Origin of the sequence: Polynucleobacter sp. UB-Raua-W9 (genome assembly GCF_018687435.1) — a bacterium.
Classification (GTDB): Bacteria; Pseudomonadota; Gammaproteobacteria; order Burkholderiales; family Burkholderiaceae; genus Polynucleobacter.
In genome coordinates this window covers 1,260,979-1,283,188 of record NZ_CP061290.1, presented here as the reverse complement: position 1 = coordinate 1,283,188, position 22,210 = coordinate 1,260,979, and the positions used below count along the sequence as shown (strand labels likewise).

The window sequence follows — 22,210 nt, the reverse complement described above, 5'->3', positions numbered from 1 at the left end:
CTGCGATAGACTAACCTCATGAATACAAGTGTAGATTTGCATCAGTTGGTAGAGTGTGTTGGTGATGCGATTGTCGTAGCGGATGCCAATGAAAAAATTGTATTGTGGAACCCTGCTGCCACACGAATCTTTGGTTACTCAGAAGCGGAGGCGCTCGGCAAGACTTTAGATTTGATTGTTCCTGAACGTCAACGTCAAAAGCACAAGGAAGGCTATAGCAAGTCTATGGAGACCGGCACCACCCGCTATGGCACTTCCTTGTTGAAGGTGCCAGCCAAACATCAAGATGGCAGCACACTATCGATTGCATTTACCGTCGGCATGCTTTTTGATGGCAGTCAGAAGGCAAATGGAGTGGTGGCTATCATTCGGGATGAAACACAGCGTTTTGCGGAAGAGAGGGCGCTCAAAAAGCAAATCTCCGATCTTGAAAACCCCGATTCATAGCTTCATGCAGTCCCTAGGAATGGCTAATTTAGTCTGAAGCGGCATATATGCCTAATAATTAGGCGCACTATATTTATCCTGATTACCCGCTGGTAAAATTGCCGGAATTCAAAATTTCATTCTTATTAGGACTTAAACCATGGCAAAAGCACTAGAAGGGGTCAAAATCCTCGACTTTACGCACGTTCAATCTGGACCAACCTGTACTCAGTTGCTGGCTTGGTTTGGTGCAGATGTGATCAAGGTAGAAAAATCAGGCGAAGGGGATGCTACACGCGGTCAACTCCGCGACATTCCGGATGCAGATAGTTTGTATTTCACAATGCTCAATCACAACAAGCGTTCCATTACTGTCAATACCAAAACCCAAAAGGGTAAAGAAATTTTGGAACGTTTGATTAAAGAGTGTGATGTTCTGGTGGAAAACTTTGCACCAGGCGCACTGGATCGCATGGGTTTTTCTTGGGAGCGCATTCAAGAACTCAATCCGATGATGATCATGGCCTCTGTAAAAGGTTTTGGTCCCGGCCCATATGAACATTGCAAAGTGTATGAGAACGTAGCGCAATGTGCTGGTGGCTCCGCTTCGACAACGGGTTTTGATGATGGGCCTCCCATGGTAACTGGCGCCCAAATTGGTGATAGCGGCACTGGCTTACATTTGGCATTAGGCATCGTCACTGCACTTTACCAGCGCACCCATTCTGGTCGTGGTCAAAAAGTATTAGCAGCTATGCAAGATGCGGTACTGAACTTGTGTCGTGTGAAATTACGTGATCAACAGCGTCTTGAGCGCGTAGGTTTGATGCAAGAGTACCCACAATTCCCGAATGGTGAGTTTGGTGACGCTGTACCCCGCGCCGGTAATGCCTCTGGCGGCGGTCAGCCTGGTTGGATTGTGAAGTGTAAGGGCTGGGAAACTGACCCCAACTCATATATCTATGTCGTGGTGCAAGCCCCAGTGTGGGAGGCGATTTGCAAAGTCATTGGTCATGAAGATTGGATTACTGATGTGCGCTTCGCATCTCCAATGGCACGCTTGCCACATTTGATGGAGATTTTTGGCGAGATTGAAAAATGGACCATGACGTTGACGAAGTTCGAGGTTATGGATACATTGAATAAGTACGACGTTCCATGCGGCCCAATTCTTTCTATGAAAGAGATTGCTGAAGAGCCTGCCTTGCGCTCAACTGGTACGGTGGTTGAGGTCGATCATCCAATTCGCGGCAAGTATCTGACTGTTGGCAACCCCATTAAGATGTCTGATAGCCCAACGGAGGTGACACGTTCACCATTGCTTGGTGAGCATACTGATGAAATTCTCAGTGAGTTAGGTTATTCCACAGATGAATTGATCGCTCTTCGTCACGATAAGGTTATCTAAGATGCGGGTTGCCTTGATTGGGAGTGCTGACTTTGGTAAAGCTACATTGGAAGCTTTTTTAGATCGTGGCGATGAAGTCGTTGCCGTTTTCTGCCCGCCAGATAATCCCAAATCAACTAAGCCAGAAGTCCTTAAAGAGGCAGCTCTAGCGAGGGGCTTAACCCCCTTGCAGTTTGCTTCCTTAAAGAGTCCTGAGGCTGCTCAGGCCATGATCGATAGCAATGCTGATATTTGTGTCATGGCGTATGTATTGCAGTTTGTGCCGCAAGAGCTCTGCAAAATTCCGGAGCACGGCACGATTCAATATCACCCATCGCTCTTACCAAAATATCGCGGCCCTAGCGCTATTAATTGGGCGATTGCATTAGGCGAAGATAAAACTGGCCTAACCATTTTCCGGCCATCCGATGGCTTGGATGAGGGCGAAGTCATTTTGCAAAAAGAAGTGGTGATTGGCCCTGATGACACTTTAGGCAAGATCTACTTCGACCATCTATTTCCGGTAGGCGTCAAAGCCCTCATGGAGGCTGCCGACTTGGTGGTTTCAGGTAAGCACCAAGAAGTCGTTCAAGATGAATCCAAGGCCAACTATGAGGGCTGGTTTGATGCCAATGCCGCGCAGATTCATTGGTCGACACATATTAGTCAAATCTATAACTTGATTCGTGCCTGCAACCCTGCTCCTGGTGCATGGACGAAATTTGGCGAGCAAAAGGTGCAGATCTACGATTGTCATAAGCACGTAGCTGCTACCTTCAGTGCAGTCAAAGGCAAACCTGGTGAGGTAACACAAATCACCTTAGATTCATTCTTCATTACCTGCCATGGTGGGCAAATCGAAGTTCTCAAGGCGAAGGGTATCTCGGGAAAAGTGACTGGCGCTGAATTGGCGAAAGAATTGAATCTACAAGTAGGGCAGTTCTTCGGGCTCTAACCTTTTTCTCGGCCGCTTACTTAATCTAGCTATGGCAAATCAATCAAAATTAGAGTCTGAAGATGGATTAAAGCCTCAAACACCTGCCGATATCAGAAAAGAGCAAGTCGAGGTTACCGTTGATCATGGAAGTTCGACTGCGACTGGACCCGCAACCTCAAGGAGAGCTGGGCTGAGTAAGCGTGAAATTATGGAAGAATTATCTCGTCAACGATTTCCCTGGGACGAGTAAGCTGCAGGCAGGCCTAAAGATTAAATCTCTAGGTTATCAATTAGGCGGGTTTTACCAAGCTTTGCTGCAGTGAGAATCACGAGTGGCTCACCGGCCTCAAGGCTTTCATTGGAGGCTGGTGCTAAATCACTCTGCTGACGAATGGCAATGTAATCTGGATTCCAGCCACGCCCAGCCAGCAATGCAACGGCAACTTTTTCAATTTCAGAAAGAGATTTTGCATCCCGCGCACTTAAATCGAGTACCCGTTGGCGCACCTCTTTTAATGCTTTCATCAGTTCAGGCGCCTCTGCTCGTTCTTCGGATGAGAGATAGCCATTACGGGAGGAAAGGGCTAGGCCATCATCAGCACGAATGGTTTCGCCAGGAACGATGTCTACGGGCAAAGCGAATTGTTTGGCCATCTGACGAATAATCATCAGTTGTTGATAATCTTTTTTACCGAATACTGCAACCTTGGGCTGCACGCAGGAAAAAAGTTTTAGTACAACTGTACATACACCTTTAAAGAAGCCGGGTCGGAATTCACCTTCAAGGATGTCACCAAGTTGCTGAGGTGGGTCAACGCGGTACTCTTGAGGTTGTGGGTAGAGATCGCGCTCAGTAGGCGCAAATAGAATATACACACCTTCCTTTTCAAGCTTCTCAATATCCGCTTGCATAGTGCGTGGGTAGCTATCAAAGTCTTCGTTTGGACCAAATTGCAAACGATTAACGAAGATGCTGGCAACTACTGGATCTCCATGTTGCCTTGCAAGGCGCATGAGCGATAAATGGCCTTCGTGCAAATTACCCATCGTTGGCACAAATGAAGCACGGTTTTGGCCACGCAGGTGGTCACGCAACTCCTGAATGTCGCTAATAATTTTCATGCAACGGGTGTGTAGGCCAGTCGAACGTAAATTGGGGCGTAGGGCTCAGCTTGAGTAATTTCTACTAAGGCTTCGCGTGAGAGTTCTAACATCGCGATGAAATTGACGATCACAACAGGGATGCCTTTCCCAGACTTAATGGCATCTTCAAATAACTCACCAAACTCGATGAAACGCGTGCTTTGCAAACGACGCAGAATACGAGTCATAAAGTCACGGACAGAGAGTTCTTCACGAGTAATGGTGTGATGTTGATTAAGCTTAGCGCGGTGTAAAACATCACGCCAAGCCATCTGCAGGTCTTCTAAGTTCACTTCTGGCCATGTGATGGCAACAGTGGTGTCTACAAAACCATGCGCTACTTGAAAGTCACGGCCTTGTTGTGGAATTTGATCCAGTTCTTGGGCTGCAAGTTTCATGCGCTCATACTCTAGGAGACGACGAACTAATTCTGCGCGTGGATCTTCCACTTCCTCTTCGCTATCTGCCTTCTTCATTGGTAGCAGCATGCGAGATTTAATCTCAATCAACATCGCTGCCATCAATAAATACTCTGCGGCAAGCTCAAGGTTTGAATGGCGAATTTGATCGATATAGCTCAAGTACTGTTGAGTAACCTGAGCCATTGGAATATCAAGTACGTTGAAATTCTGTTTACGAATTAGATACAACAACAGATCTAAAGGACCTTCAAATGCTTCTAGAAAAACTTCTAATGCATCCGGCGGAATATAGAGATCAGTAGGAAGCTTGAAGAGAGGCTCGCCATAGAGTTTGGCAAATGCTTCCGACATCCCATCAGTTACTGACGAGGTGCTATCTAGTAAGTCGGATATTGGCTGAGTACTTGGCTCAGTCATTCGAATAAACGTAAGCGCGTTGTTTTAATTTGGCGGCCTTAGCACGGCGCTGGTCCTCAACGGTGAGGGGTTCCTTATCCCATAAGAGGGCGCGGCCAGCTTGCTGCTCCGCCTCGAGATTAGGTTTCTCGGATTTAAGTTCATTTAAGAACTGGGTGAATTCGGATTGATATCTTGCCATGGTATTTCCTAAAATACTCAATAAATTCAATAACTTATATAATTAATACCAAAAGTCATCTAAAGACTGCGATCACTATTATAGGTGCTTTTTAGGGTGATTTTTACAAGTTTGCAGCCAGCAAAGCCTCAATTTGAGGGGCTTCAACCCGAGTCATGAGGTGCTTGTAAGCTTTGATTGGGTTCTTGCTAGAAAGCGGAGTATTGATATCACTCCAAGATTGCGGTGGCAGGGAGAGAAATTCTTCTACGCCAGTGGCAACTTGTGGAATGACCGGCTTGAGATACAAGCTAAGCATGCGGAAGGCTTCTAGGGTAACGCTACAGACGCGTTGCAAATCTGCTTCGCGCTCTGGGTCTTTAGCAATTTCCCAAGGTTTATTTTCATCCACGAAACCATTGACCATGTCAGCGAGCTCCATGATCGTACGCAATGCTTTTGCATATTCGCGCCCTTCATAAAGCTCGGCAATCTTTTCACTAGATGCAGTAATTTCTTTTAGCAAAGGATTATTCATGGCTTCATCAGACATAACACCGCCAAAACGTTTTACTAAGAAGCCGGCGCTACGACTAGCAATATTGATGTATTTGCCTAATAAATCGCTATTCACGCGTGCTACAAAATCTTGAAGATTTAAATCTAAATCTTCCATACTGTCATTGAGTTTGGTTGCAAAGTAATAGCGGAACCACTCGGGATTAAAGCCGCACTCAATCACGCTATTGGCAGAGATTAATGTGCCACGTGACTTGCTCATCTTTTCGCCATCAACGGTTAAGAAGCCGTGCGCAAATACATTGGTGGGAGTGCGATAGCCAGAAAATTTCAGAGTAGCCGGCCAGAACAAGGTGTGGAAATACAAAATATCTTTGCCAATGAAATGGTATTGCTCGGTGGTCGTATCTGGTTTGACCCACTCGTCAAAGTTTAAGCCTTTAGCCTGGCAGTAATTGAGGAAGCTAGCGTAGTAGCCAATTGGAGCGTCAAGCCAGACGTAGAAGTACTTGCCGGGTGCATCCGGGATTTCAAAGCCGAAATAAGGGGCATCGCGGGAGATGTCCCAGTCACCCAGCTTGCTTTCGCCTGGCTGACCAACCCACTCTTTCATTTTGTTGCGTGCTTCGGGTTGCAATGGCGTTTTGACTTGAGTCCACTCACGCAAGAACTCTTCGCAGCGCGGATCGGATAACTTAAAGAAGTAGTGATCAGAAATCTTTTTGATGGGCGTTGCGCCACTGACGACCGAGAAGGGATTCTTCAGATCAGTAGGTGAGTAGGTGGCACCACATTTTTCACAGTTATCACCATATTGATCTTTAGCGCCACACTTAGGGCATTCGCCTTTAATGAAGCGATCAGGCAAAAACATCTCTTTAACTGGATCGTAGGCTTGTTCGATAGCCCGCTTTTCAATTAGCCCGGCGTCACGTAATTTCAGATAGATACTTTGCGCTAGCTTTTCATTCTCAGGGCTATCGGTGGTGTAGTAGTTATCAAATGAGATGAGGAAGTTATCAAAGTCGCGCTTATGTTCCTTCCAAACTGTGGCGATTAATTCCTTTGGGGTGACCCCTTCTTTTTCTGCTCGCAACATGATTGGCGTGCCATGGGTATCATCAGCGCCAACATAGTGAACCTCATGACCGCGCATCCGTTGAAAACGGACCCAAATATCAGTTTGCACATATTCCACCAAATGACCAATGTGAATCTGGCCATTGGCGTAAGGCAAGGCTGAGGTAACAAGAATGCGACGCTGGGAGCTACTCATGTAATGCGGACTTAAATAAGAAGGTTAAATTAGGGGTAATGCTCAATTATGCCGAGCTTGTGCAGTGATTTTAGTCTGCGGTTAAAGTAAAACACCGCGAAGTCTTCATAAACCCCGATAAACTCCAATTTCCACTCAATTTAGAAAGTGTTTTATGGTCGTAAAACCCAATATTCAGATGTCTAGCGCCTCCGTGCCCTTGGTGCACGAGGTGGAGATATTGGATGAGGCGGGCAGGAAAAAGCTAACCCATATTCCCGGGGAGCGCTCGTTGACGATCTACTTAGATAAGCGCGAAGTCGTTACTTTGATGACCCTCGGAAGCGCTCCTGAGGCTTTGGTACTGGGGTATTTACGCAATCAGCGTTTGGTGCAGTCGCCGGATGATATCGAAAGCATCCAGGTTGACTGGGAGACAGATTCTGCTGCAGTTAAGACTCGCCGCAGCACTGTGGATATTGATGCCTTAACAAGCAAGCGGGTTGTGACTACTGGGTGTGGTCAGGGCACAATGTTTGGTGGCCTAATGGAGGAGATATCCGAAATCGCCCTTCCAGAGGGGCCCAAACTGTCTCAAGAGGCAATCGTTGCCTTAATTGATGCGATTCGGGTTCACGATTCGATTTACAAGCAGTCTGGATCTGTTCATGCCTGCGCAGTATTTGAGAGGGATGGCGATGATGGCGTGAAACTCCTCCACTTTATTGAGGATGTAGGTCGCCACAACGCAGTCGACTCCATTTCTGGTTTGATGTGGTTAGCCAATAAGCCAGGCAAAGATTTGATCTTCTTTACTACCGGCCGCTTAACTTCTGAGATGGTTATTAAGGGGGCTCAGATGGGCGTTCCTTTTCTCCTAACCCGCTCAGGTGTCACCCTGATGGGTTTGGAGCTAGCTCGTAAAACCAATCTCACCATTTTGTCTCGTTGCTCTGGAAAACATTTTGAGATTTATAACGCCCCTGAGCGGGTGATTTTTACCTAAAACAGCGCATTTTTAGTGCCCAGGCCTCGATAAATGGTGGGTTGAGTCAGCGAAGGTTTTACAATTCGCCCATGACTATTAAATCTGACCACTGGATCCGCCGCATGGGTGAACAAGGCATGATCAGCCCGTTCGAGCCTGGACAAATTCGTCAAGACGCTGCTGGCAACAAAATCGTGAGTTATGGCACATCAAGCTATGGCTATGACATTCGGTGCGCAGACGAATTCAAAATCTTCACCAACATCAACAGTACGATTGTTGACCCGAAGAACTTCGATGAGCAATCTTTCGTTGATTTCAAGGGTGATGTTTGTATCATCCCTCCAAATTCATTTGCGTTAGCAAGGACTGTTGAGTATTTTAAGATTCCACGCAGTGTATTAACGGTTTGCGTTGGTAAGAGTACGTACGCTCGTTGCGGCATTATTGTGAACGTCACTCCATTCGAGCCTGAGTGGGAGGGTTATGTCACTTTAGAGTTTTCAAACACCACGCCGTTACCTGCAAAGATTTATGCTGGCGAGGGATGCGCACAAGTTCTCTTCTTTGAGAGCGATGAAGTCTGCGGTACATCATATAAAGATCGTGGCGGTAAGTATCAAGGTCAGCGGGGCGTGACCCTGCCTAAGACCTAAGCTATTCACGGTAGTGCGTAAATTTCTTTTCAATCGTCGCCCCGCGCGTATTGACTTAGATGAATATCGTGCCACCCTTACGCGCTCGGAAGTAGCGCGCCCCGAAAACAATTTTTATCATTGGCTTCTTGGCACCAGCTGGGCAAGCTTTATGCTGCTGGTGGTCTTGGTGTATCTGGGCACCAATCTTGTATTTGCATTTGCATATCTTGCTTGTGGCGATGGGGCAATTACCCACGCTCAGTCTGGATCGCTCTTAGATGTTTTTTTCTTTAGCGTGCAGACCATGGCGACGATTGGTTATGGGCGTATGACGCCAGTTGGTTCTTGGCCGAATGCAATTGTGACCTTTGAGGCATTTTTTGGCATCGTCTATTCTGCTTTAACAACCGGCTTAGCCTTCGCACGCTTCACCAGGCCGACTGCCGGTGTGCGGTTTTCAAAGGTGGCAGTAGTTGGCAATCACGATGGTATTAAAACCTTGAAGTTTCGGGTCGCCAATGATCGAAGTTCCCATATTGTTGAGGCCCAGCTGCGGCTTTGGTTAATCGCCGAGAGCATGACTTCAGAGGGCGAGCGCTATCGTCGATCTGTCGAGCTCGCCTTACATCGCTCTGAAAGTCCGGTCTTTTCTTTAACCTGGACGGCCATGCATAGTGTTGATGAGACGAGCGCCTTAAATGACTATCTGGGCAATAGTGCTCTTAATGGCCGCTGGCACTTACTCATCACCTTTACTGGCTATCACGAGAGCCTTGCAAACCAGGTTTATGCCCGGCATGTTTACTTACCTAGAGATGTCCAGCAAAATGCGACATTTGTCGATATAGTCACGGTTTCGTCAGACGGCGGTCGGATAATTGACCTTTCTAATTTTGAGCAGTGGGTTCCGAATGCATCGGACCGCATAGCAGGGGAGTTTTTATGAAATTTCGTTTCCCAATCATCATTATTGATGAGGATTTTCGTTCCGAAAATATTTCGGGTTCGGGTATTCGCGACCTTGCCGAGGCAATTGAGCATGAGGGCATGGAGGTCATTGGTTTAACGAGCTACGGTGACCTGACCTCTTTTGCGCAACAAGCTTCCAGAGCATCCTCTTTCATTGTTTCGATTGATGATGAGGAGTTTGTATCCGATTCTGAAGACCATGATCTTCCTGCTTTAAATAATTTGCGCGCCTTTATCACTGAGGTTCGTAAGCGTAATGAAGATATCCCTATCTTCTTATATGGTGAGACTCGCACCTCACGCCATATGCCAAATGACATCTTGCGTGAATTACATGGTTTCATTCACATGAATGAAGATACCCCAGAGTTTGTGGCGCGTCATATCATTCGTGAAGCAAAGGTGTACCTCGATTCATTGGCACCCCCATTTTTCCGTGCATTAACCAATTACGCTTCCGAAGGCTCCTATTCTTGGCACTGTCCTGGACACTCTGGTGGTGTTGCTTTCTTAAAGAGCCCAGTCGGTCGGATGTTCCATCAGTTCTTTGGTGAGAACATGCTGCGAGCTGACGTTTGCAATGCTGTAGAAGAATTAGGTCAACTGCTAGACCACACTGGCCCAGTGTTGCAGAGTGAACGTAATGCTGCGCGCATCTTTAATGCCGACCATTTGTTCTTTGTCACCAACGGCACGTCCACATCAAACAAAATTGTCTGGCACTCCACTGTAGCCCCCGGAGACGTGGTCTTGGTAGATCGTAATTGCCATAAATCGGTGATTCACTCAATCACCATGATGGGTGCAATTCCGATTTTCCTTATGCCAACCCGCAATCACCTTGGCATTATTGGTCCAATTCCAAAAGAGGAATTCGAGTGGGCCAATATCAAGAAGAAGATTGACGCTAATCCATTTATTAAGAATAAAAATGTTGTCCCACGCGTCATGACGTTGACCCAGAGTACCTATGATGGCATCGTCTACAACGTTGAGATGATTAAAGAGATGCTTGATGGCAAGGTGGATTCCTTGCACTTTGATGAAGCATGGTTGCCGCATGCCGCCTTCCACCCATTCTATAAAGATATGCATGCCATTGGCTCTGATCGCAAGCGTACCAAGAAGAGTTTGATGTTTGCGACCCAGTCTACGCATAAGCTGCTGGCTGGTTTGTCACAAGCTTCGCAAGTATTGGTTCAGGATGCCGAAGAGACCAAGCTTGATCGTGATTGCTTCAACGAAGCCTATCTCATGCACACCTCAACTAGTCCGCAGTACGCAATTATTGCCTCCTGTGATGTCTCTGCTGCCATGATGGAGTCACCAGGCGGCACTACCTTGGTAGAAGAGTCGATTGCGGAAGCAATGGACTTCCGTCGCGCGATGCGTGAGGTGGATGACAAGTTTGGTGCAGACTGGTGGTTCAAGGTCTGGGGTCCAGATCACTTAGCAGAAGAAGGAATTGGCGAGCGTTCGGATTGGGTTTTAGAGCCGAACGCCTCTTGGCATGACTTTGGTAAGCTCGCTAAAGACTTCAATATGCTTGACCCGATCAAAGCTACAGTCGTCACGCCAGGACTGGATATCGAGGGTCACTTCGGTTCCATGGGTATCCCTGCAAGTATTGTGACTAAGTACCTTGCCGAGCATGGGGTAATCGTGGAGAAGTGCGGCTTGTACTCTTTCTTCATTATGTTCACGATCGGCATTACTAAAGGCCGCTGGAATACTTTGGTTACAGAGCTGCAACAGTTTAAGGATCACTTTGACAAGAATGCGCCATTATGGAAAGTGCTTCCGGAGTTTGTCGCTAAGCACCCACGTTATGAGCGTGTTGGCCTGAAAGATATTTGCCAGCAGATTCATGAGTTCTATAAGAGCCGTGACGTAGCCCGTATGACTACGGAAATGTATACCTCTGATATGGAACCAGCAATGATGCCATCAGAGGCATGGGCAAAGATGGCTCATAAGGAGGTAGATCGCGTTCCCCTGGATCAATTGGATGGTCGTGTAACTGCCATGCTGGTTACTCCCTATCCTCCAGGCATTCCACTATTAATTCCAGGCGAGCGTTTTAATAAGCGCATTGTTGACTATCTTTACTTTGCCCGTGACTTTAATGAGAAGTTCCCAGGCTTCGAGACAGATATTCATGGCTTAGTGAAAGCGGATGTCGATGCTCGTAGTGAATACTATGTTGATTGTGTCAGGCAAGAGCGCGACATCACGCTTTAATCAAGAGACTATATCTGGCGAGGAGCAGGCGCGCAGGTGATCTAGAGATCTGCGCGGCCTCGTTTGATTGCGGCAAGCACTTGAGAGGGCGATGTCCCTCCAGCGTGCTGGCGGGACTGTACCGAGCCATCCACTGTCAGCAAAACAAAGACATCATCTCCAATAAGTTCAGGGCGCGTGTCTAGGCCACAGGCAAAGCGTAATTCTGAGAGGCTTAAGTCAGTGAGCATGCAGTTTCTACCGACGCACGCTTTAACGGCGTGAGCAACAGCCTCATGGGCATCACGGAAAGCGAGGCCTTTTTTAACAAGGTAGTCGGCTAAGTCAGTTGCTGTGGCAAAACCCTCTTCAGCAGCAGCTTTCATCACGTCAGCCTTCACTTCGATGTGAGGAACCATATCGGCAAAAATACGCAGCGTATCTTGCACTGTGTCCACCGCATCGAATAGAGGTTCTTTATCTTCTTGGTTATCCTTGTTGTAGGCGAGGGGCTGACTCTTCATCAGCGTTAACAATGAGATGAGGTCGCCATAAACACGACCAGTCTTGCCCCGCGCCAATTCAGGGACATCAGGGTTCTTCTTTTGCGGCATGATGGAGCTGCCAGTACAGAAGCGATCTGGTAAATCAATAAAGCCAAAGCGTGGACTGAGCCAAAGTACGAGCTCTTCTGAAAGGCGTGATACATGCATCATCAGGATGGACGCAAAAGCGCAAAACTCAATGGCAAAGTCACGATCTGACACAGCATCCAATGAGTTATTGCAAATGCCATCAAAGCCCAGGATCTTGGCAACCTGCTCCCGATCAATTGGGTAGGTGGTGCCAGCTAAGGCGGCAGCACCTAATGGTAGATGATTAAAACGTGCACGCAAATCAGTCAAGCGGCTGGCATCGCGGCTAAACATTTCGTAATAGGCCATTAAGTGATGACCAAAGGTAATTGGTTGTGCAACTTGCAAATGCGTGTGACCAGGCATGATTGTGCCAGCATGTTTTTCTGCCAGATCCAATAGTGCAGTTCGTAAAGTTTTGAGGGTGGCAGCAATTTCATCCACGCTGGCGCGTAACCATAAACGCAAATCTGTTGCCACCTGGTCGTTACGTGAGCGACCAGTATGTAAACGCTTTCCCGCATCGCCAACCAATTCAGTCAGGCGTGCTTCAATATTGAGGTGAACATCCTCTAAGGCCAATTGCCAATGAAATTGGCCAGCCTCGATCTCGCTCTTAATTTGCGCCATGCCATTTTGAATATCAGCCAAATCTTGACTGCTGATGATCTTTTGGGAGGCCAACATTTGGGCGTGTGCCAGGGAGCCTGCAATATCGACCATTGCAAAACGCTGATCAAAGCCGATGGAGGCCGTATAACGCTGGACAAGCTCGTTAACCGGTTCGTCAAAACGGGCCGACCAAGCTTGGGCTTTGTTGGCTAAGGAATTTTTAGATGAGCTCATAAACACAGTATATTGGTGTAGGTCTTTGATTATTTTAAATGTTATGTCCCAAACCCTGAATTCTTCCTCCCTAGCAGCCCCTCAGCGCCTAGTAATTGCCTCTCGTGAAAGTCGTCTAGCCATGTGGCAGGCTGAACACGTCCAAGATTGCCTAAAAAAGCTCTATCCAGACTGCGATGTCCAGATTTTGGGAATGACTACCCGCGGGGACCAGATTTTGGATAAAGCCCTCTCTAAAGTGGGCGGCAAGGGTCTTTTTGTGAAAGAGCTCGAAACTGCTCTTGAGGATGGGCGCGCTGATTTGGCGGTTCATTCCCTAAAAGATATGCCCATGGTTATGCCGGAGGGATTTGATCTTGCTTGCGTTATGGCAAGAGAAGATGCGCGTGATGCATTTGTCTCAAATGATTTTGCAAGCCTTGAAGATTTACCCAAGGATGCGATTGTGGGTACTTCCAGTTTACGTCGGGAGTCAGTGCTGCGAGCAAAATTTCCTCATCTAGAAATTCATCCCTTGCGTGGCAATTTAGATACGCGCATGGCTAAGTTAGATCGCGGTGAGTATCAGGCAATTATTTTGGCTGCTGCAGGTTTGAGGCGTTTAGGTTTAGAAAGTCGTATTCGTACCTACCTTCCTTATGACCCATACACACCAGCTGCTGGTCAAGGAGCCTTAGGTATTGAGACTTTGAGCAAGCACCCGAATATCAAACAATGGCTGGCCCCCCTCAATGACCTGGCAACTTGGTATGCAGTTTCCGCTGAGCGTATGGTGTCTCGTCAACTTGGGGGTTCTTGTGAAGTACCCTTGGCGGCCCATGCAGTATGGGGCGCAGGCCAAATGCAAATCCATTCATTTGTTGCAAGTGTTGATGGCAAAGCGATTTGTTTGGCCAATGGCAAAGCAGCAGTGCAATCGATTGAAGATGCAGAAGCCTTGGGCCTTGCTGTCGCCCAAGACTTACTAGCCCAGGGCGCTGCAGATCTAATTCCTAAGATTTCCAAATAAAAAAACAGTAGCGATGAGTACGAAAACCATCGTCGTCACTAGGCCTAGTGGCCAAGCTCGTCAACTCATTGAGTTGCTGACCAATAGCATCGAAAAGAGTGGGGTTGCTAAGCGTAGCCTACCTGAGATTATTTCACTCCCTTTGCTGACGATCGTCCCCAAGACGGATGATCATTTAGCTGATCACATTGCCACCGCTTTAAAAGATGCAGATCTTGCAATCTTCGTTAGCCCCAATGCAATTGAATGCGTGATGCGTTTACTAGAGCGCGATTGGCAAGCATTTTCTAAAAAGATTATTCCAATTGGGGTGATGGGTGGAAGCAGTCGGTTTGCATTAGAAAACCATGGCATTGGCCAAGAAAAGACTCCTACCCCGATATTGATTCCCGAGAACAATGAGCAATGGGATTCAGAAGGTTTATGGCAAGAGCTCCAGGCTCTTAAGTGGGATTGGACAGTCAAAAAGATCGTTATCTTTAAGGGCGAGGGCGGCCGAGAATGGCTAGCTGATACCTTAGTAAAAGCGGGGGCTAAGGTAGAGGCAATTTCTACTTACACTCGTGTACCTTTAGATCTTGATAGTCCTGCTTGGGATGCAATTCATGAGATAGATTTTTCAAAATCCCTTTGGTTACTCACCTCATCTGAGGCTGTGCGTTATCTAGGTCAAGTGGGTAAAGATCAATTTCCTCAAAGCCTGCAACGTGCAAGCGCCTTATGTCCACATCACAACATTGCCGATACAGCCGACATGATTGGATTTGGTGAAGTGTTTACGACTGAGCCTGGTGATGAGGCTCTCATTAAAGCGAGCCTAGCCTGGCTAACACTCTAAGCTTTTAAAAGCTCAGTAAAGCTGGCAAGAAAATTTCATTCACCAGGACTGGATGACCCTTTAATTGATAGAGGGTGCGACGAGCCCATAGGGGTGAGCTTAATTCAGGGTAATTCCTGGAACATCGTTTCCACAAGTCACTACTTTTATCTAAACGCGCAATATCTCGCGGCGGTTTTACTTTGGAATGCTTGCGTGTTTTGGCAAAGAGTACAGCCCCAAGAGGCTTTGTTCCCAGCCGTAGAACAGCATAATTGCTACCGCTAGAGCTAAGGGTCGGTATAACGCTACGCGCCATTACTAAGGGAACATTATTTGCGCACAAAAGTACTTCGCGTACTCTGCAACGTCTTAGCTTGAAATGGAAATAGCGACTTTCGTCGCTATTGAGTGATTGAGGGCAATCTCGCAAAATCTGTACTTCTAGTTTTTGACCAATTATCTTCTCAAGTTTTTGGGTGAGAGACCCAGTGTCACTAAGCCATGGTTGCCACTTCCGTGGCGCCCGATGAATTTCACCGGAACCGACTCGATTCCATGCAGAACGGAGACGATTACGGTGAATCATTTTTAGCTACCGCTAAAGTTCCGACGTTGACCGCCAGACTTTGGTTTGGCAAAACGCGGGCCACCCGCTGGGCGTGCTGGACGCGAGTCCGCAGAACGCGCAGGGCGTGAATCAGCAGAGCGAGCTGGACGTGAGTCAGTAGAGCCAGTCGAACGCGCCTCGAAATGATTGCCCGAACGATTACCACCACCAGAGCCACCACCACCAGAACGAGATTCAGAACGTGCGCCTGAACCATAGCGACCACCGCCACCACCAGAACGATTGCCACCACCGCCGCCTGAGCGACCACCACCAGCACGACCACCGCCACCACCAAAGCTAGGCTTGGCTTGCGGCTCGAGACCAGCAATGACTGATGCCACGATATCTTGCTGTGTAAAGCGCTCAATATTGCGGATCTTGGCACGATCGCGATGTTCAACCAAGGTGATGGCTACGCCATTGCGACCAGCGCGACCAGTACGGCCGATACGGTGCGTATAGTCTTCTGGTTTCATTGGTAGGCCGAAGTTAATGACGTGACTGATACGTGGCACATCAATACCGCGAGCCGCTACGTCCGTTGCAACCAAAATCTTGGTGTGGCCTTTACGTAAAGACTCTAGGCGACGCATACGCACAGCTTGAGGCATTGCACCGTGAAGGGCGCTAGCTTCGTAGCCATTAGCACGCAAGGTATCGGCGATTTTTTCGCTTTCAACCTGGGTGCTAGCAAACACAACTGCCTGATCCAAAGTGGCATCAGCCAAAATGTGCTCAAGTAACTTGTGCTTATGTGACATGCTGTCAGCCCAATGTAACTTCTGTTCGATGTTGGCATGCTTTTCACCTGCGTGAGCAAGTTCAATGCGCTTGGGATCTGTAGTCAATTCATTTGCCAAAGACATAATCTTTGGTGCAAAGGTTGCAGAGAACATCAAGGTTTGGTTACGGCCTGCACAACGTTTATCAATTGCCTCGAGATCATCCGCAAATCCCATGTCTAACATGCGATCGGCTTCGTCAATAACGAGTTGTTTTACATCATCTAGACGAATTGCTTTGCTGTCGCATAGATCGAGTAAACGGCCTGGAGTTGCGACTACTAGCAATGCACCCTTCAGGGCTTGGATTTGCTTGCCGTAAGGCATGCCACCCATGACAGTTGCAATACGGATGCCTTTCATGCCGCGAACTAGGTTCACTGCATCAGCGGCAACCTGTTGAGCTAACTCACGAGTAGGGCAGAGCACTAACACTTTAGGTTGTGCGCGACCTGGTACAGGTGAGTTATTCGGGTTGTCTTCAATGAGTTGATTGATTAAAGGTAATAAAAAGGCTGCAGTTTTACCGCTACCAGTTTGGCTACTGACTAATAAGTCACCACCAGCCAAGGCTGCAGGAATAACCTGAGCTTGTACAGCAGTAGCTTGGGTATAACCCAGTTCAGCAACGTTTTTAAGGAGTGATGCCGCTAAGGCAAAAGACTGGAACTCAGTTCCAGCGTGCTTTGAGTCATGTGACTCGTGTTTAGTTTCTTTAGAAAAAGTCATGCTATTACACATCCCCTTTAAGGGATGTCTCCGTATGTTGCACCCATGGTTTTGTAGGGTGCGATGGTCAAAGGCATCGACCATCAGACAGGCGGCAGCGCGTTTTTTGACTTCGGTGTTTATAACTTCTAAACGGAACGCTGAAATATAGCTGGGGGGCGATGAATCAAATTGCTTTAAAAAGCCTCTCATTATGGCAGTTTGAGAGGGTGATTACAAGGGTTTTCCCGAATTAATTACTTTAGATGACGAATAAGACGCTCTGTCTTCTTGTCGTAGGGCGGGTGTGCAGCTTGCGTGCCTTTAAAAAGACTTGTGCCTAATAAGCCACGCACTTCCAGAATAGGCTTTGCATGGCTAAAAGCGTCAAAGCCAGCTTTACCTTTGCATGCGCCCATACCACTTGCGCCAATTCCGCCGAATGGTAATGACTCGACTACTGCATGCAATAGCGTGTCATTGATAGTGACGCCACCAGAGCGAGTTTCTTCTAAAACCCGCTGCATATTCTTTTTGCTTTTACCAAACCAGTAAAGCGCTAAAGGATTGGGCCTACTGTTGACATAGGCAATTGCTGCAGCAGTATCGGTAACGGGCACTATGGGAAGTATTGGCCCAAAGATTTCTTCATGCAGGACGCGGGCTTGGGGTGAGACGTCAATCAGTACTACAGGCTCAAATCTGCGTGCACCTACTGCAGGATTGCTGAGCAATGGAATTGCTTTTGCCCCACGATCAACGGCATCACTAACTAAGTGTTGCCAGTGCTGCAACTGGTCATCATCAATCGGACCAGTCAATTCTTCGGGATTGCTAAATTGGGATTGTGCTGCAGTTTGCAGTTCTTGAATAAAAGTAGCTTGAATGTTTTGTTCAATCAATACGTAATCTGGAGCAATGCACGTTTGACCGCTATTCAGTAATTTTCCATAGACAATAGAAGCAGCCGCCTCTTGGAGTTTGGCGGTGGAATCAATGATGGCTGGTGTTTTGCCGCCAAGCTCTAGGGTTACTGGAGTAAGGTTTTCAGCAGCAGCGCGCATTACTTTTTTACCAATAACTTCTGAGCCAGTGAATGAGAGATGGTTAAATGCAAGTGCAGCAAATTGTTCTGCTACTTCAATGCCACCAGTAGTGACACAAAACTCACTAGGGTGAAAATACTCTTGAATTAAGCTCGCTAAAAATCCAGAAGTACGAGAACTGCGATCAGAAGGTTTGAGCCAAACTCGGTTACCAGCGGCAAGTGCAGCTATTGCAGGAACGAGCGCCAATTGAATTGGGTAATTCCAGGGGCTGATGATGCCAACAACACCAATGGATTGACTTTGAATCCAGGCTTCTGAGGAGCTCAAATACAAAGGCACTTCCACTTGCACGGGTTTCATCCACTCTTTGAGATGTTTGCGGGCGTACTTACAAGCCTGATACACCATCTGAAGCTCGGCGAGCTGGGTTTCAATGGGGTGACGGATGCCAAAGTCTGCGATGAGTGCTTTACAGATTTTTTCTTCATTGGCCCGAAGCATCTTTTCGATGCGAACAATGCGCTCCAGTCTGACTTCAAGACTGGGGTTTGGTTCTGCAGCATAGGCCGCTTTAATTTCATCGAGTTGTATGGTGAAGCGATTCATAGGTGATTAATAGTTGGCAGATATTGAAATAAGGCATTAGGATAAAGCCATGAACCAAAGCTTAGATAAAAACCAGCCTACTCCAGAGCGTGCTACCTTAGGTGGCGGCTGTTTTTGGTGCCTAGAGGCTGTTTACCAGCAAATTTCAGGGGTCAAATCAGTTGTTTCCGGATACGCTGGAGGCGCTAGACCTAACCCCACTTATGAAGCAGTTTGCACAGGGGTTACTGGACATGCAGAAATTGTAGACATGATGTTTGATCCGGAGATCGTCTCATTTAAGGATTTGTTGGAGATCTTCTTTGTGATTCATGATCCCACCACCTTGAACTATCAAGGCAATGATCACGGTACGCAATATCGTTCGGTGATCTTTACGCACAGCGATGAACAATCTAAGGTTGCGCATGAAGTGGTGAAGGAGCTTGATGATTCAAAAATCTATTCTAGACCCGTGGTAACGCAGATTGATGCGGCGCCAACCATCTTTCCTGCTGAAGACTATCACCAGCATTACTTTGTGCAGCACCCAAATCAAGGCTACTGCATGGCAGTGGTTGCACCGAAGTTGGCAAAGTTCAGGGCGAAATTTAAAGCGCTGATAGCGCCCCAATACTCTTAGGGAGCTAGGCGGTTTACCTGCCAAGTTGACCCATCTAGCTTGTAGTGGATACGATCATGCAGCCTGGAAGGGCGTCCCTGCCAAAATTCAATTTCAGTTGGTTGTAAGCGATAACCACCCCAATGATCAGGGCGCGGCGGCGCATCCCCAAACTCTGCTTTAAAGCGTTTTTCAGCTTCTTCTAAAAATTCACGATTGGGGATGGCTGCGCTTTGCGGTGAAGCCCAGGCGCCAATTCGCGATGCGGGAGGGCGAGAATGAAAGTATTCATCGCTTTCAGCGGCGCTCACCCGCTCCACCGCTCCTTGAATGCGGATTTGACGCTCTAGCTCGTGCCAATGAAAAAGTAGGGCGGCTTGCGGACGGGCCGCTAAATCTTTACCTTTTTGGCTTTCATAGTTGGTGAAAAAGGTGAAGCCCTTTTGGTCGGCACCTTTTAGTAAGACAATACGAGCTGATGGGTTTCCCGCTTGATCGGCGGTAGCCAAGGTCATGGAATTAGGTTCAGGACACTCTGCTCTTACGGCTTGGTCAAACCAAAGCTGAAAAAGAGGAAATGGATTGCTTGGAACATCGGTTTCCGATAGCTGGCCAAAGGTGTAGTTTTTGCGAAGTTGGGCAATAGAGTCCATTTATTCAGTATAAAGAAGCCATGGCAGAAGACAAGAAAGAAACAAATATCGAAGATCGTCGTTTTGGCGGGGTCTCTAGACTCTATGGTCCTGAGCTGCGCGAGCGCTTTCACAATGCGACGGTGGTGGTAGCTGGTTTAGGTGGAGTCGGTTCTTGGGCGGCAGAAGCATTAGCTCGAACTGGAATTGGGCACCTAGTCTTAGTTGACTTTGATCACATTGCAGAGAGTAATACCAATCGTCAATTGCATGCCTTAGAAGGCCAGTATGGCAAAGCCAAAGTAGAGGCAATGACTCAGCGCATTTTGCAAATTAATCCCGAGATCCACTTGACACCCTGCGATGAGTTTCTAACACCAGAAAATTTAGATGTACTCATACCGCGTGATGCTTTGGTTTTGGATGCCACAGATTCTGTACAAACGAAAATTGCTTTATCAGTATGGGCAACCGCTCATCATCGTGCGCTAGTGATGTGTGGTGCCGCTGGTGGTAAGTCCGATCCAACTTCGGTGCGTTGTGATGATCTCTCTCGAACTGAGCAGGATGCATTATTGGCAAAGGTGCGCCAAGGACTCAGACAAGATCATGGTTTTTCAAGAAACCTGAAGAAAAAAATTGGTATCCGCGCTATTTACTCTCATGAGCCCAGGGCCGGCGCGGCCAATGGTGGCTTAGCTTGCTCTGGCTACGGATCCACCGTTATGGTGACCGCAGCCTGTGGCCTTGCGGCTGCTGCTGAGATTTTGAATCTCATTGCCGCCAAAGCTTAATTGCAATTTGTATGCGGTAAATCCTTAAGGGGATTCCCTGTAGGAAATTACTGATTCTTTTGCAGTCGGGAATATTTTCTGGTGTGCTCCGGTCTTGATTTATATGACATTTCATTCCTAAGCAAATTATTTTTTATTGTTTTAACAACTTTAGGCATTTTTAGCCCCTAGTGCATCTGCCTGGCACTCCCTAGACTTTGCCTCGTTGGTAAATCAGCCAACGACAAATCGAAAGGGGGTCTCTTTTGCAGACTGAACACACTGGCTTAAAACGCCATCTCAAAGTAAGACACATTCGCTTGATGGCATTAGGCTCAACGATTGGCGTTGGATTATTTCTAGGCTCAGCAAGTGCAATCAAAATTGCTGGGCCATCGATTCTCCTGGGCTACCTATTGGCGGGGATCGTGGCTTTCATCGTGCTGCGCACCCTCGGTGAAATGGCAGTGCATGAACCGGTTGCCGGATCTTTTGCAGCTTATGCCAATAATTATGTGGGGCCATTAGCTGGCTATATGGTTGGCTGGGGGTATTGGACCTATTGGATCGTGGTTGGCATTGCTGAGGTCACAGCAGTTGGCATTTATATGGGTATTTGGTTCCCCGAAACGCCACAGTGGATCTGGGCACTGTCATCGATTGTAATGATGGGTTTAATCAATCTCATTGCCGTCAAAGTGTTTGGTGAGTTTGAGTTCTGGTTTGCCTTAATCAAGGTGGTGGCGATTGTTGCCATGATTGCGCTGGGTGGTTCTGTCATTTTATTTGGGTTTACTAATGATTGGCAGCCAATTGGCTTGAGTAATTTGTGGCAGCATGGCGGCTTCTTTCCCAATGGCATCAGCGGTATGTTGCTCTCCTTACAGATGGTCTTATTTGCCTACGTTGGCATTGAGATGATTGGTTTATCTGCAGGCGAAGCTGAGAACCCACGCAAAACAATCCCCATGGCAATTGATTCATTGGCGTGGCGCATCTTGATTTTTTACATGGGTGCAATCTTAGTCATTCTGGCAATCTTCCCTTGGAATGAGGTAGGACAACAGGGCAGTCCTTTTGTGGTGATGTTTGAGCGCATTGGTTTGCGTGAGGCAGCTGGCTTGATTAACTTTGTTGTCATCACGGCAGCGCTTTCATCCTGCAATGCTGGCATCTTTAGTGGCGGCCGACTTCTGTACTCTTTATCGAGCAATGGTTATGCGCCAGCACCTTTTGCAAAGTTATCCAGGTATGGTGTTCCTCATCGTGCGGTAATGGCTACTGTCGCTGTTTGTATGACTGGCGTTATTTTGAATTACTTTGTTCCTGACAAGGCTTTTCAATACATCATGGCTGCGGTGACCTTTGTTGGCTTGATGGTCTGGATTGCAATCTTGTTTACGCAACTCAAATTCCGCCGCTCATTAACTAAATCCCAGGTTTCTGAACTTGCGTATCGCACTCCTTGGTATCCATATTCCTCATGGTTTGCTCTGGCATTCATTTTTCTTGTCGTTGTGCTGATGGGTTTCCATGAGGATGCACGGATTGCATTGATATTAGGCCCGTGCCTATTGGCGGTGTATCTGGCGATGTTCTACATCGTTGGTTTGCACCATAAAACAAAAAGTAATCGTGAATTCAAATAACAGGAGATA

22 protein-coding genes are annotated in these 22,210 nt (G+C 47.4%); 13 read left to right on the top strand and 9 right to left on the bottom strand.

What is annotated here, in order from left to right; all coding sequences use genetic code 11:
- Positions 1-18 precede the first annotated feature (18 nt).
- The 4 genes from AOC07_RS06580 to AOC07_RS06565 all read left to right on the top strand — a co-directional run bounded on the left by AOC07_RS06580 (position 19) and on the right by AOC07_RS06565 (position 3,000).
- Positions 19-447 carry a PAS domain S-box protein gene (locus tag AOC07_RS06580; RefSeq protein WP_215357202.1) on the top strand — a complete coding sequence of 143 codons (429 nt, stop codon included), beginning with the start codon at positions 19-21 and terminating at the stop codon, positions 445-447.
- A 139-nt stretch (positions 448-586) separates the two neighbouring features.
- Positions 587-1,834, top strand: a complete 1,248-nt coding sequence (frc, locus tag AOC07_RS06575) for a formyl-CoA transferase (protein ID WP_215357201.1) — start codon at positions 587-589, stop codon at positions 1,832-1,834.
- A gap of 1 nt (position 1,835) precedes the next feature.
- Positions 1,836-2,768 carry a methionyl-tRNA formyltransferase gene (locus tag AOC07_RS06570; RefSeq protein WP_215357200.1) on the top strand — a complete coding sequence of 311 codons (933 nt, stop codon included), beginning with the start codon at positions 1,836-1,838 and terminating at the stop codon, positions 2,766-2,768.
- A gap of 31 nt (positions 2,769-2,799) precedes the next feature.
- Positions 2,800-3,000 carry a hypothetical protein gene (locus AOC07_RS06565; RefSeq protein WP_215292452.1) on the top strand — a complete coding sequence of 67 codons (201 nt, stop codon included), beginning with the start codon at positions 2,800-2,802 and terminating at the stop codon, positions 2,998-3,000.
- A 20-nt stretch (positions 3,001-3,020) separates the two neighbouring features.
- On the opposite strand, the gene panC is transcribed toward AOC07_RS06565, so the two are convergent.
- From panC to metG, 4 genes are all read right to left on the bottom strand, one after another.
- Positions 3,021-3,872, bottom strand: coding sequence for a pantoate--beta-alanine ligase (panC, locus tag AOC07_RS06560; protein ID WP_215357199.1), 852 nt, complete (start codon positions 3,870-3,872; stop codon positions 3,021-3,023).
- Positions 3,869-4,732, bottom strand: a complete 864-nt coding sequence (locus tag AOC07_RS06555; protein ID WP_215357198.1) for a ScpA family protein — start codon at positions 4,730-4,732, stop codon at positions 3,869-3,871. The genes panC and AOC07_RS06555 overlap by 4 nt, the downstream gene beginning before the upstream one ends.
- Positions 4,725-4,913, bottom strand: coding sequence for a DUF3460 family protein (locus tag AOC07_RS06550; RefSeq protein WP_215292446.1), 189 nt, complete (start codon positions 4,911-4,913; stop codon positions 4,725-4,727). The genes AOC07_RS06555 and AOC07_RS06550 overlap by 8 nt, the downstream gene beginning before the upstream one ends.
- 103 nt (positions 4,914-5,016) lie before the next feature.
- The gene (metG, locus tag AOC07_RS06545; RefSeq protein WP_215357197.1) at positions 5,017-6,687 is read right to left on the bottom strand and encodes a methionine--tRNA ligase; all 1,671 of its coding nucleotides are present in this window, start codon (positions 6,685-6,687) and stop codon (positions 5,017-5,019) included.
- 154 nt (positions 6,688-6,841) lie between these two features.
- Here metG and AOC07_RS06540 point away from each other — a divergent pair, with 154 nt between their 5' ends.
- The 4 genes from AOC07_RS06540 (at position 6,842) to AOC07_RS06525 (ending at position 11,502) form a co-directional block, all read left to right on the top strand.
- Positions 6,842-7,672, top strand: coding sequence for a formate dehydrogenase accessory sulfurtransferase FdhD (locus tag AOC07_RS06540; RefSeq protein WP_215357196.1), 831 nt, complete (start codon positions 6,842-6,844; stop codon positions 7,670-7,672).
- A gap of 71 nt (positions 7,673-7,743) precedes the next feature.
- Positions 7,744-8,310 (top strand): dCTP deaminase, encoded by a 567-nt coding sequence (dcd, locus tag AOC07_RS06535; protein WP_068948880.1) that lies wholly within the window; start codon positions 7,744-7,746, stop codon positions 8,308-8,310.
- A 13-nt stretch (positions 8,311-8,323) separates the two neighbouring features.
- Positions 8,324-9,238 carry an ion channel gene (locus tag AOC07_RS06530; RefSeq protein WP_215292435.1) on the top strand — a complete coding sequence of 305 codons (915 nt, stop codon included), beginning with the start codon at positions 8,324-8,326 and terminating at the stop codon, positions 9,236-9,238.
- On the top strand, positions 9,235-11,502 hold the full coding sequence (locus AOC07_RS06525) for an arginine/lysine/ornithine decarboxylase (RefSeq protein WP_215357195.1): 2,268 nt from the start codon (positions 9,235-9,237) through the stop codon (positions 11,500-11,502). Before AOC07_RS06530 ends, AOC07_RS06525 begins: the two co-directional genes overlap by 4 nt.
- 41 nt (positions 11,503-11,543) lie before the next feature.
- On the opposite strand, the gene argH is transcribed toward AOC07_RS06525, so the two are convergent.
- Complete coding sequence (gene argH, locus AOC07_RS06520) at positions 11,544-12,962, bottom strand: argininosuccinate lyase (RefSeq protein ID WP_215357193.1); 1,419 nt, start codon at positions 12,960-12,962, stop codon at positions 11,544-11,546.
- A 43-nt stretch (positions 12,963-13,005) separates the two neighbouring features.
- On the opposite strand from argH, the gene hemC reads away from it, so the two are divergent.
- Positions 13,006-13,971, top strand: a complete 966-nt coding sequence (hemC, locus tag AOC07_RS06515) for a hydroxymethylbilane synthase (protein WP_215357191.1) — start codon at positions 13,006-13,008, stop codon at positions 13,969-13,971.
- Between the two features lie 13 nt (positions 13,972-13,984).
- Positions 13,985-14,809 carry a uroporphyrinogen-III synthase gene (locus AOC07_RS06510; RefSeq protein WP_215357189.1) on the top strand — a complete coding sequence of 275 codons (825 nt, stop codon included), beginning with the start codon at positions 13,985-13,987 and terminating at the stop codon, positions 14,807-14,809.
- A 4-nt stretch (positions 14,810-14,813) separates the two neighbouring features.
- Here the strand turns inward: AOC07_RS06510 and AOC07_RS06505 are convergent, their stop codons facing one another.
- From AOC07_RS06505 to AOC07_RS06495, 3 genes are all read right to left on the bottom strand, one after another.
- A complete protein-coding gene (locus tag AOC07_RS06505) occupies positions 14,814-15,377 on the bottom strand; it encodes a chorismate lyase (protein WP_215357187.1) in 564 nt (187 codons plus the stop codon).
- A gap of 2 nt (positions 15,378-15,379) precedes the next feature.
- The gene (locus AOC07_RS06500; protein ID WP_215357186.1) at positions 15,380-16,912 is read right to left on the bottom strand and encodes a DEAD/DEAH box helicase; all 1,533 of its coding nucleotides are present in this window, start codon (positions 16,910-16,912) and stop codon (positions 15,380-15,382) included.
- A gap of 236 nt (positions 16,913-17,148) precedes the next feature.
- Entirely contained in the window at positions 17,149-18,546 is a 1,398-nt protein-coding gene (locus tag AOC07_RS06495) for a coniferyl aldehyde dehydrogenase (protein ID WP_215357185.1), read from the bottom strand.
- Between the two features lie 49 nt (positions 18,547-18,595).
- On the opposite strand from AOC07_RS06495, the gene msrA reads away from it, so the two are divergent.
- Positions 18,596-19,168 carry a peptide-methionine (S)-S-oxide reductase MsrA gene (gene msrA, locus AOC07_RS06490; protein WP_215357184.1) on the top strand — a complete coding sequence of 191 codons (573 nt, stop codon included), beginning with the start codon at positions 18,596-18,598 and terminating at the stop codon, positions 19,166-19,168.
- Here msrA and pdxH read toward each other — a convergent pair.
- Positions 19,165-19,800 carry a pyridoxamine 5'-phosphate oxidase gene (gene pdxH, locus AOC07_RS06485; protein ID WP_215357183.1) on the bottom strand — a complete coding sequence of 212 codons (636 nt, stop codon included), beginning with the start codon at positions 19,798-19,800 and terminating at the stop codon, positions 19,165-19,167. The two genes, msrA and pdxH, sit on opposite strands and share 4 nt — an antisense overlap.
- Before the next feature lie 20 nt (positions 19,801-19,820).
- On the opposite strand from pdxH, the gene AOC07_RS06480 reads away from it, so the two are divergent.
- Positions 19,821-20,573: a ThiF family adenylyltransferase gene (locus tag AOC07_RS06480; protein ID WP_215292416.1), complete on the top strand. Its 753-nt coding sequence runs from the start codon at positions 19,821-19,823 to the stop codon at positions 20,571-20,573.
- A 245-nt stretch (positions 20,574-20,818) separates the two neighbouring features.
- On the top strand, positions 20,819-22,201 hold the full coding sequence (locus AOC07_RS06475; RefSeq protein ID WP_215292414.1) for an amino acid permease: 1,383 nt from the start codon (positions 20,819-20,821) through the stop codon (positions 22,199-22,201).
- Positions 22,202-22,210 lie beyond the last annotated feature (9 nt).

Coding starts and splice junctions, on each gene's coding strand:
- AOC07_RS06480 (WP_215292416.1), top strand. CDS start 19,821: ATGGCAGAAGACAAGAAAGAAACAAATATCGAAGATCGTCGTTTTGGC.
- AOC07_RS06550 (WP_215292446.1), bottom strand. CDS start 4,913: ATGGCAAGATATCAATCCGAATTCACCCAGTTCTTAAATGAACTTAAA.
- AOC07_RS06565 (WP_215292452.1), top strand. CDS start 2,800: ATGGCAAATCAATCAAAATTAGAGTCTGAAGATGGATTAAAGCCTCAA.
- AOC07_RS06570 (WP_215357200.1), top strand. CDS start 1,836: ATGCGGGTTGCCTTGATTGGGAGTGCTGACTTTGGTAAAGCTACATTG.
- msrA (WP_215357184.1), top strand. CDS start 18,596: ATGAACCAAAGCTTAGATAAAAACCAGCCTACTCCAGAGCGTGCTACC.
- AOC07_RS06540 (WP_215357196.1), top strand. CDS start 6,842: ATGGTCGTAAAACCCAATATTCAGATGTCTAGCGCCTCCGTGCCCTTG.
- dcd (WP_068948880.1), top strand. CDS start 7,744: ATGACTATTAAATCTGACCACTGGATCCGCCGCATGGGTGAACAAGGC.
- AOC07_RS06510 (WP_215357189.1), top strand. CDS start 13,985: ATGAGTACGAAAACCATCGTCGTCACTAGGCCTAGTGGCCAAGCTCGT.
- panC (WP_215357199.1), bottom strand. CDS start 3,872: ATGAAAATTATTAGCGACATTCAGGAGTTGCGTGACCACCTGCGTGGC.
- hemC (WP_215357191.1), top strand. CDS start 13,006: ATGTCCCAAACCCTGAATTCTTCCTCCCTAGCAGCCCCTCAGCGCCTA.
- pdxH (WP_215357183.1), bottom strand. CDS start 19,800: ATGGACTCTATTGCCCAACTTCGCAAAAACTACACCTTTGGCCAGCTA.
- AOC07_RS06500 (WP_215357186.1), bottom strand. CDS start 16,912: ATGACTTTTTCTAAAGAAACTAAACACGAGTCACATGACTCAAAGCAC.
- AOC07_RS06525 (WP_215357195.1), top strand. CDS start 9,235: ATGAAATTTCGTTTCCCAATCATCATTATTGATGAGGATTTTCGTTCC.
- argH (WP_215357193.1), bottom strand. CDS start 12,962: ATGAGCTCATCTAAAAATTCCTTAGCCAACAAAGCCCAAGCTTGGTCG.
- AOC07_RS06555 (WP_215357198.1), bottom strand. CDS start 4,732: ATGACTGAGCCAAGTACTCAGCCAATATCCGACTTACTAGATAGCACC.
- AOC07_RS06505 (WP_215357187.1), bottom strand. CDS start 15,377: ATGATTCACCGTAATCGTCTCCGTTCTGCATGGAATCGAGTCGGTTCC.
- frc (WP_215357201.1), top strand. CDS start 587: ATGGCAAAAGCACTAGAAGGGGTCAAAATCCTCGACTTTACGCACGTT.
- metG (WP_215357197.1), bottom strand. CDS start 6,687: ATGAGTAGCTCCCAGCGTCGCATTCTTGTTACCTCAGCCTTGCCTTAC.
- AOC07_RS06580 (WP_215357202.1), top strand. CDS start 19: ATGAATACAAGTGTAGATTTGCATCAGTTGGTAGAGTGTGTTGGTGAT.
- AOC07_RS06495 (WP_215357185.1), bottom strand. CDS start 18,546: ATGAATCGCTTCACCATACAACTCGATGAAATTAAAGCGGCCTATGCT.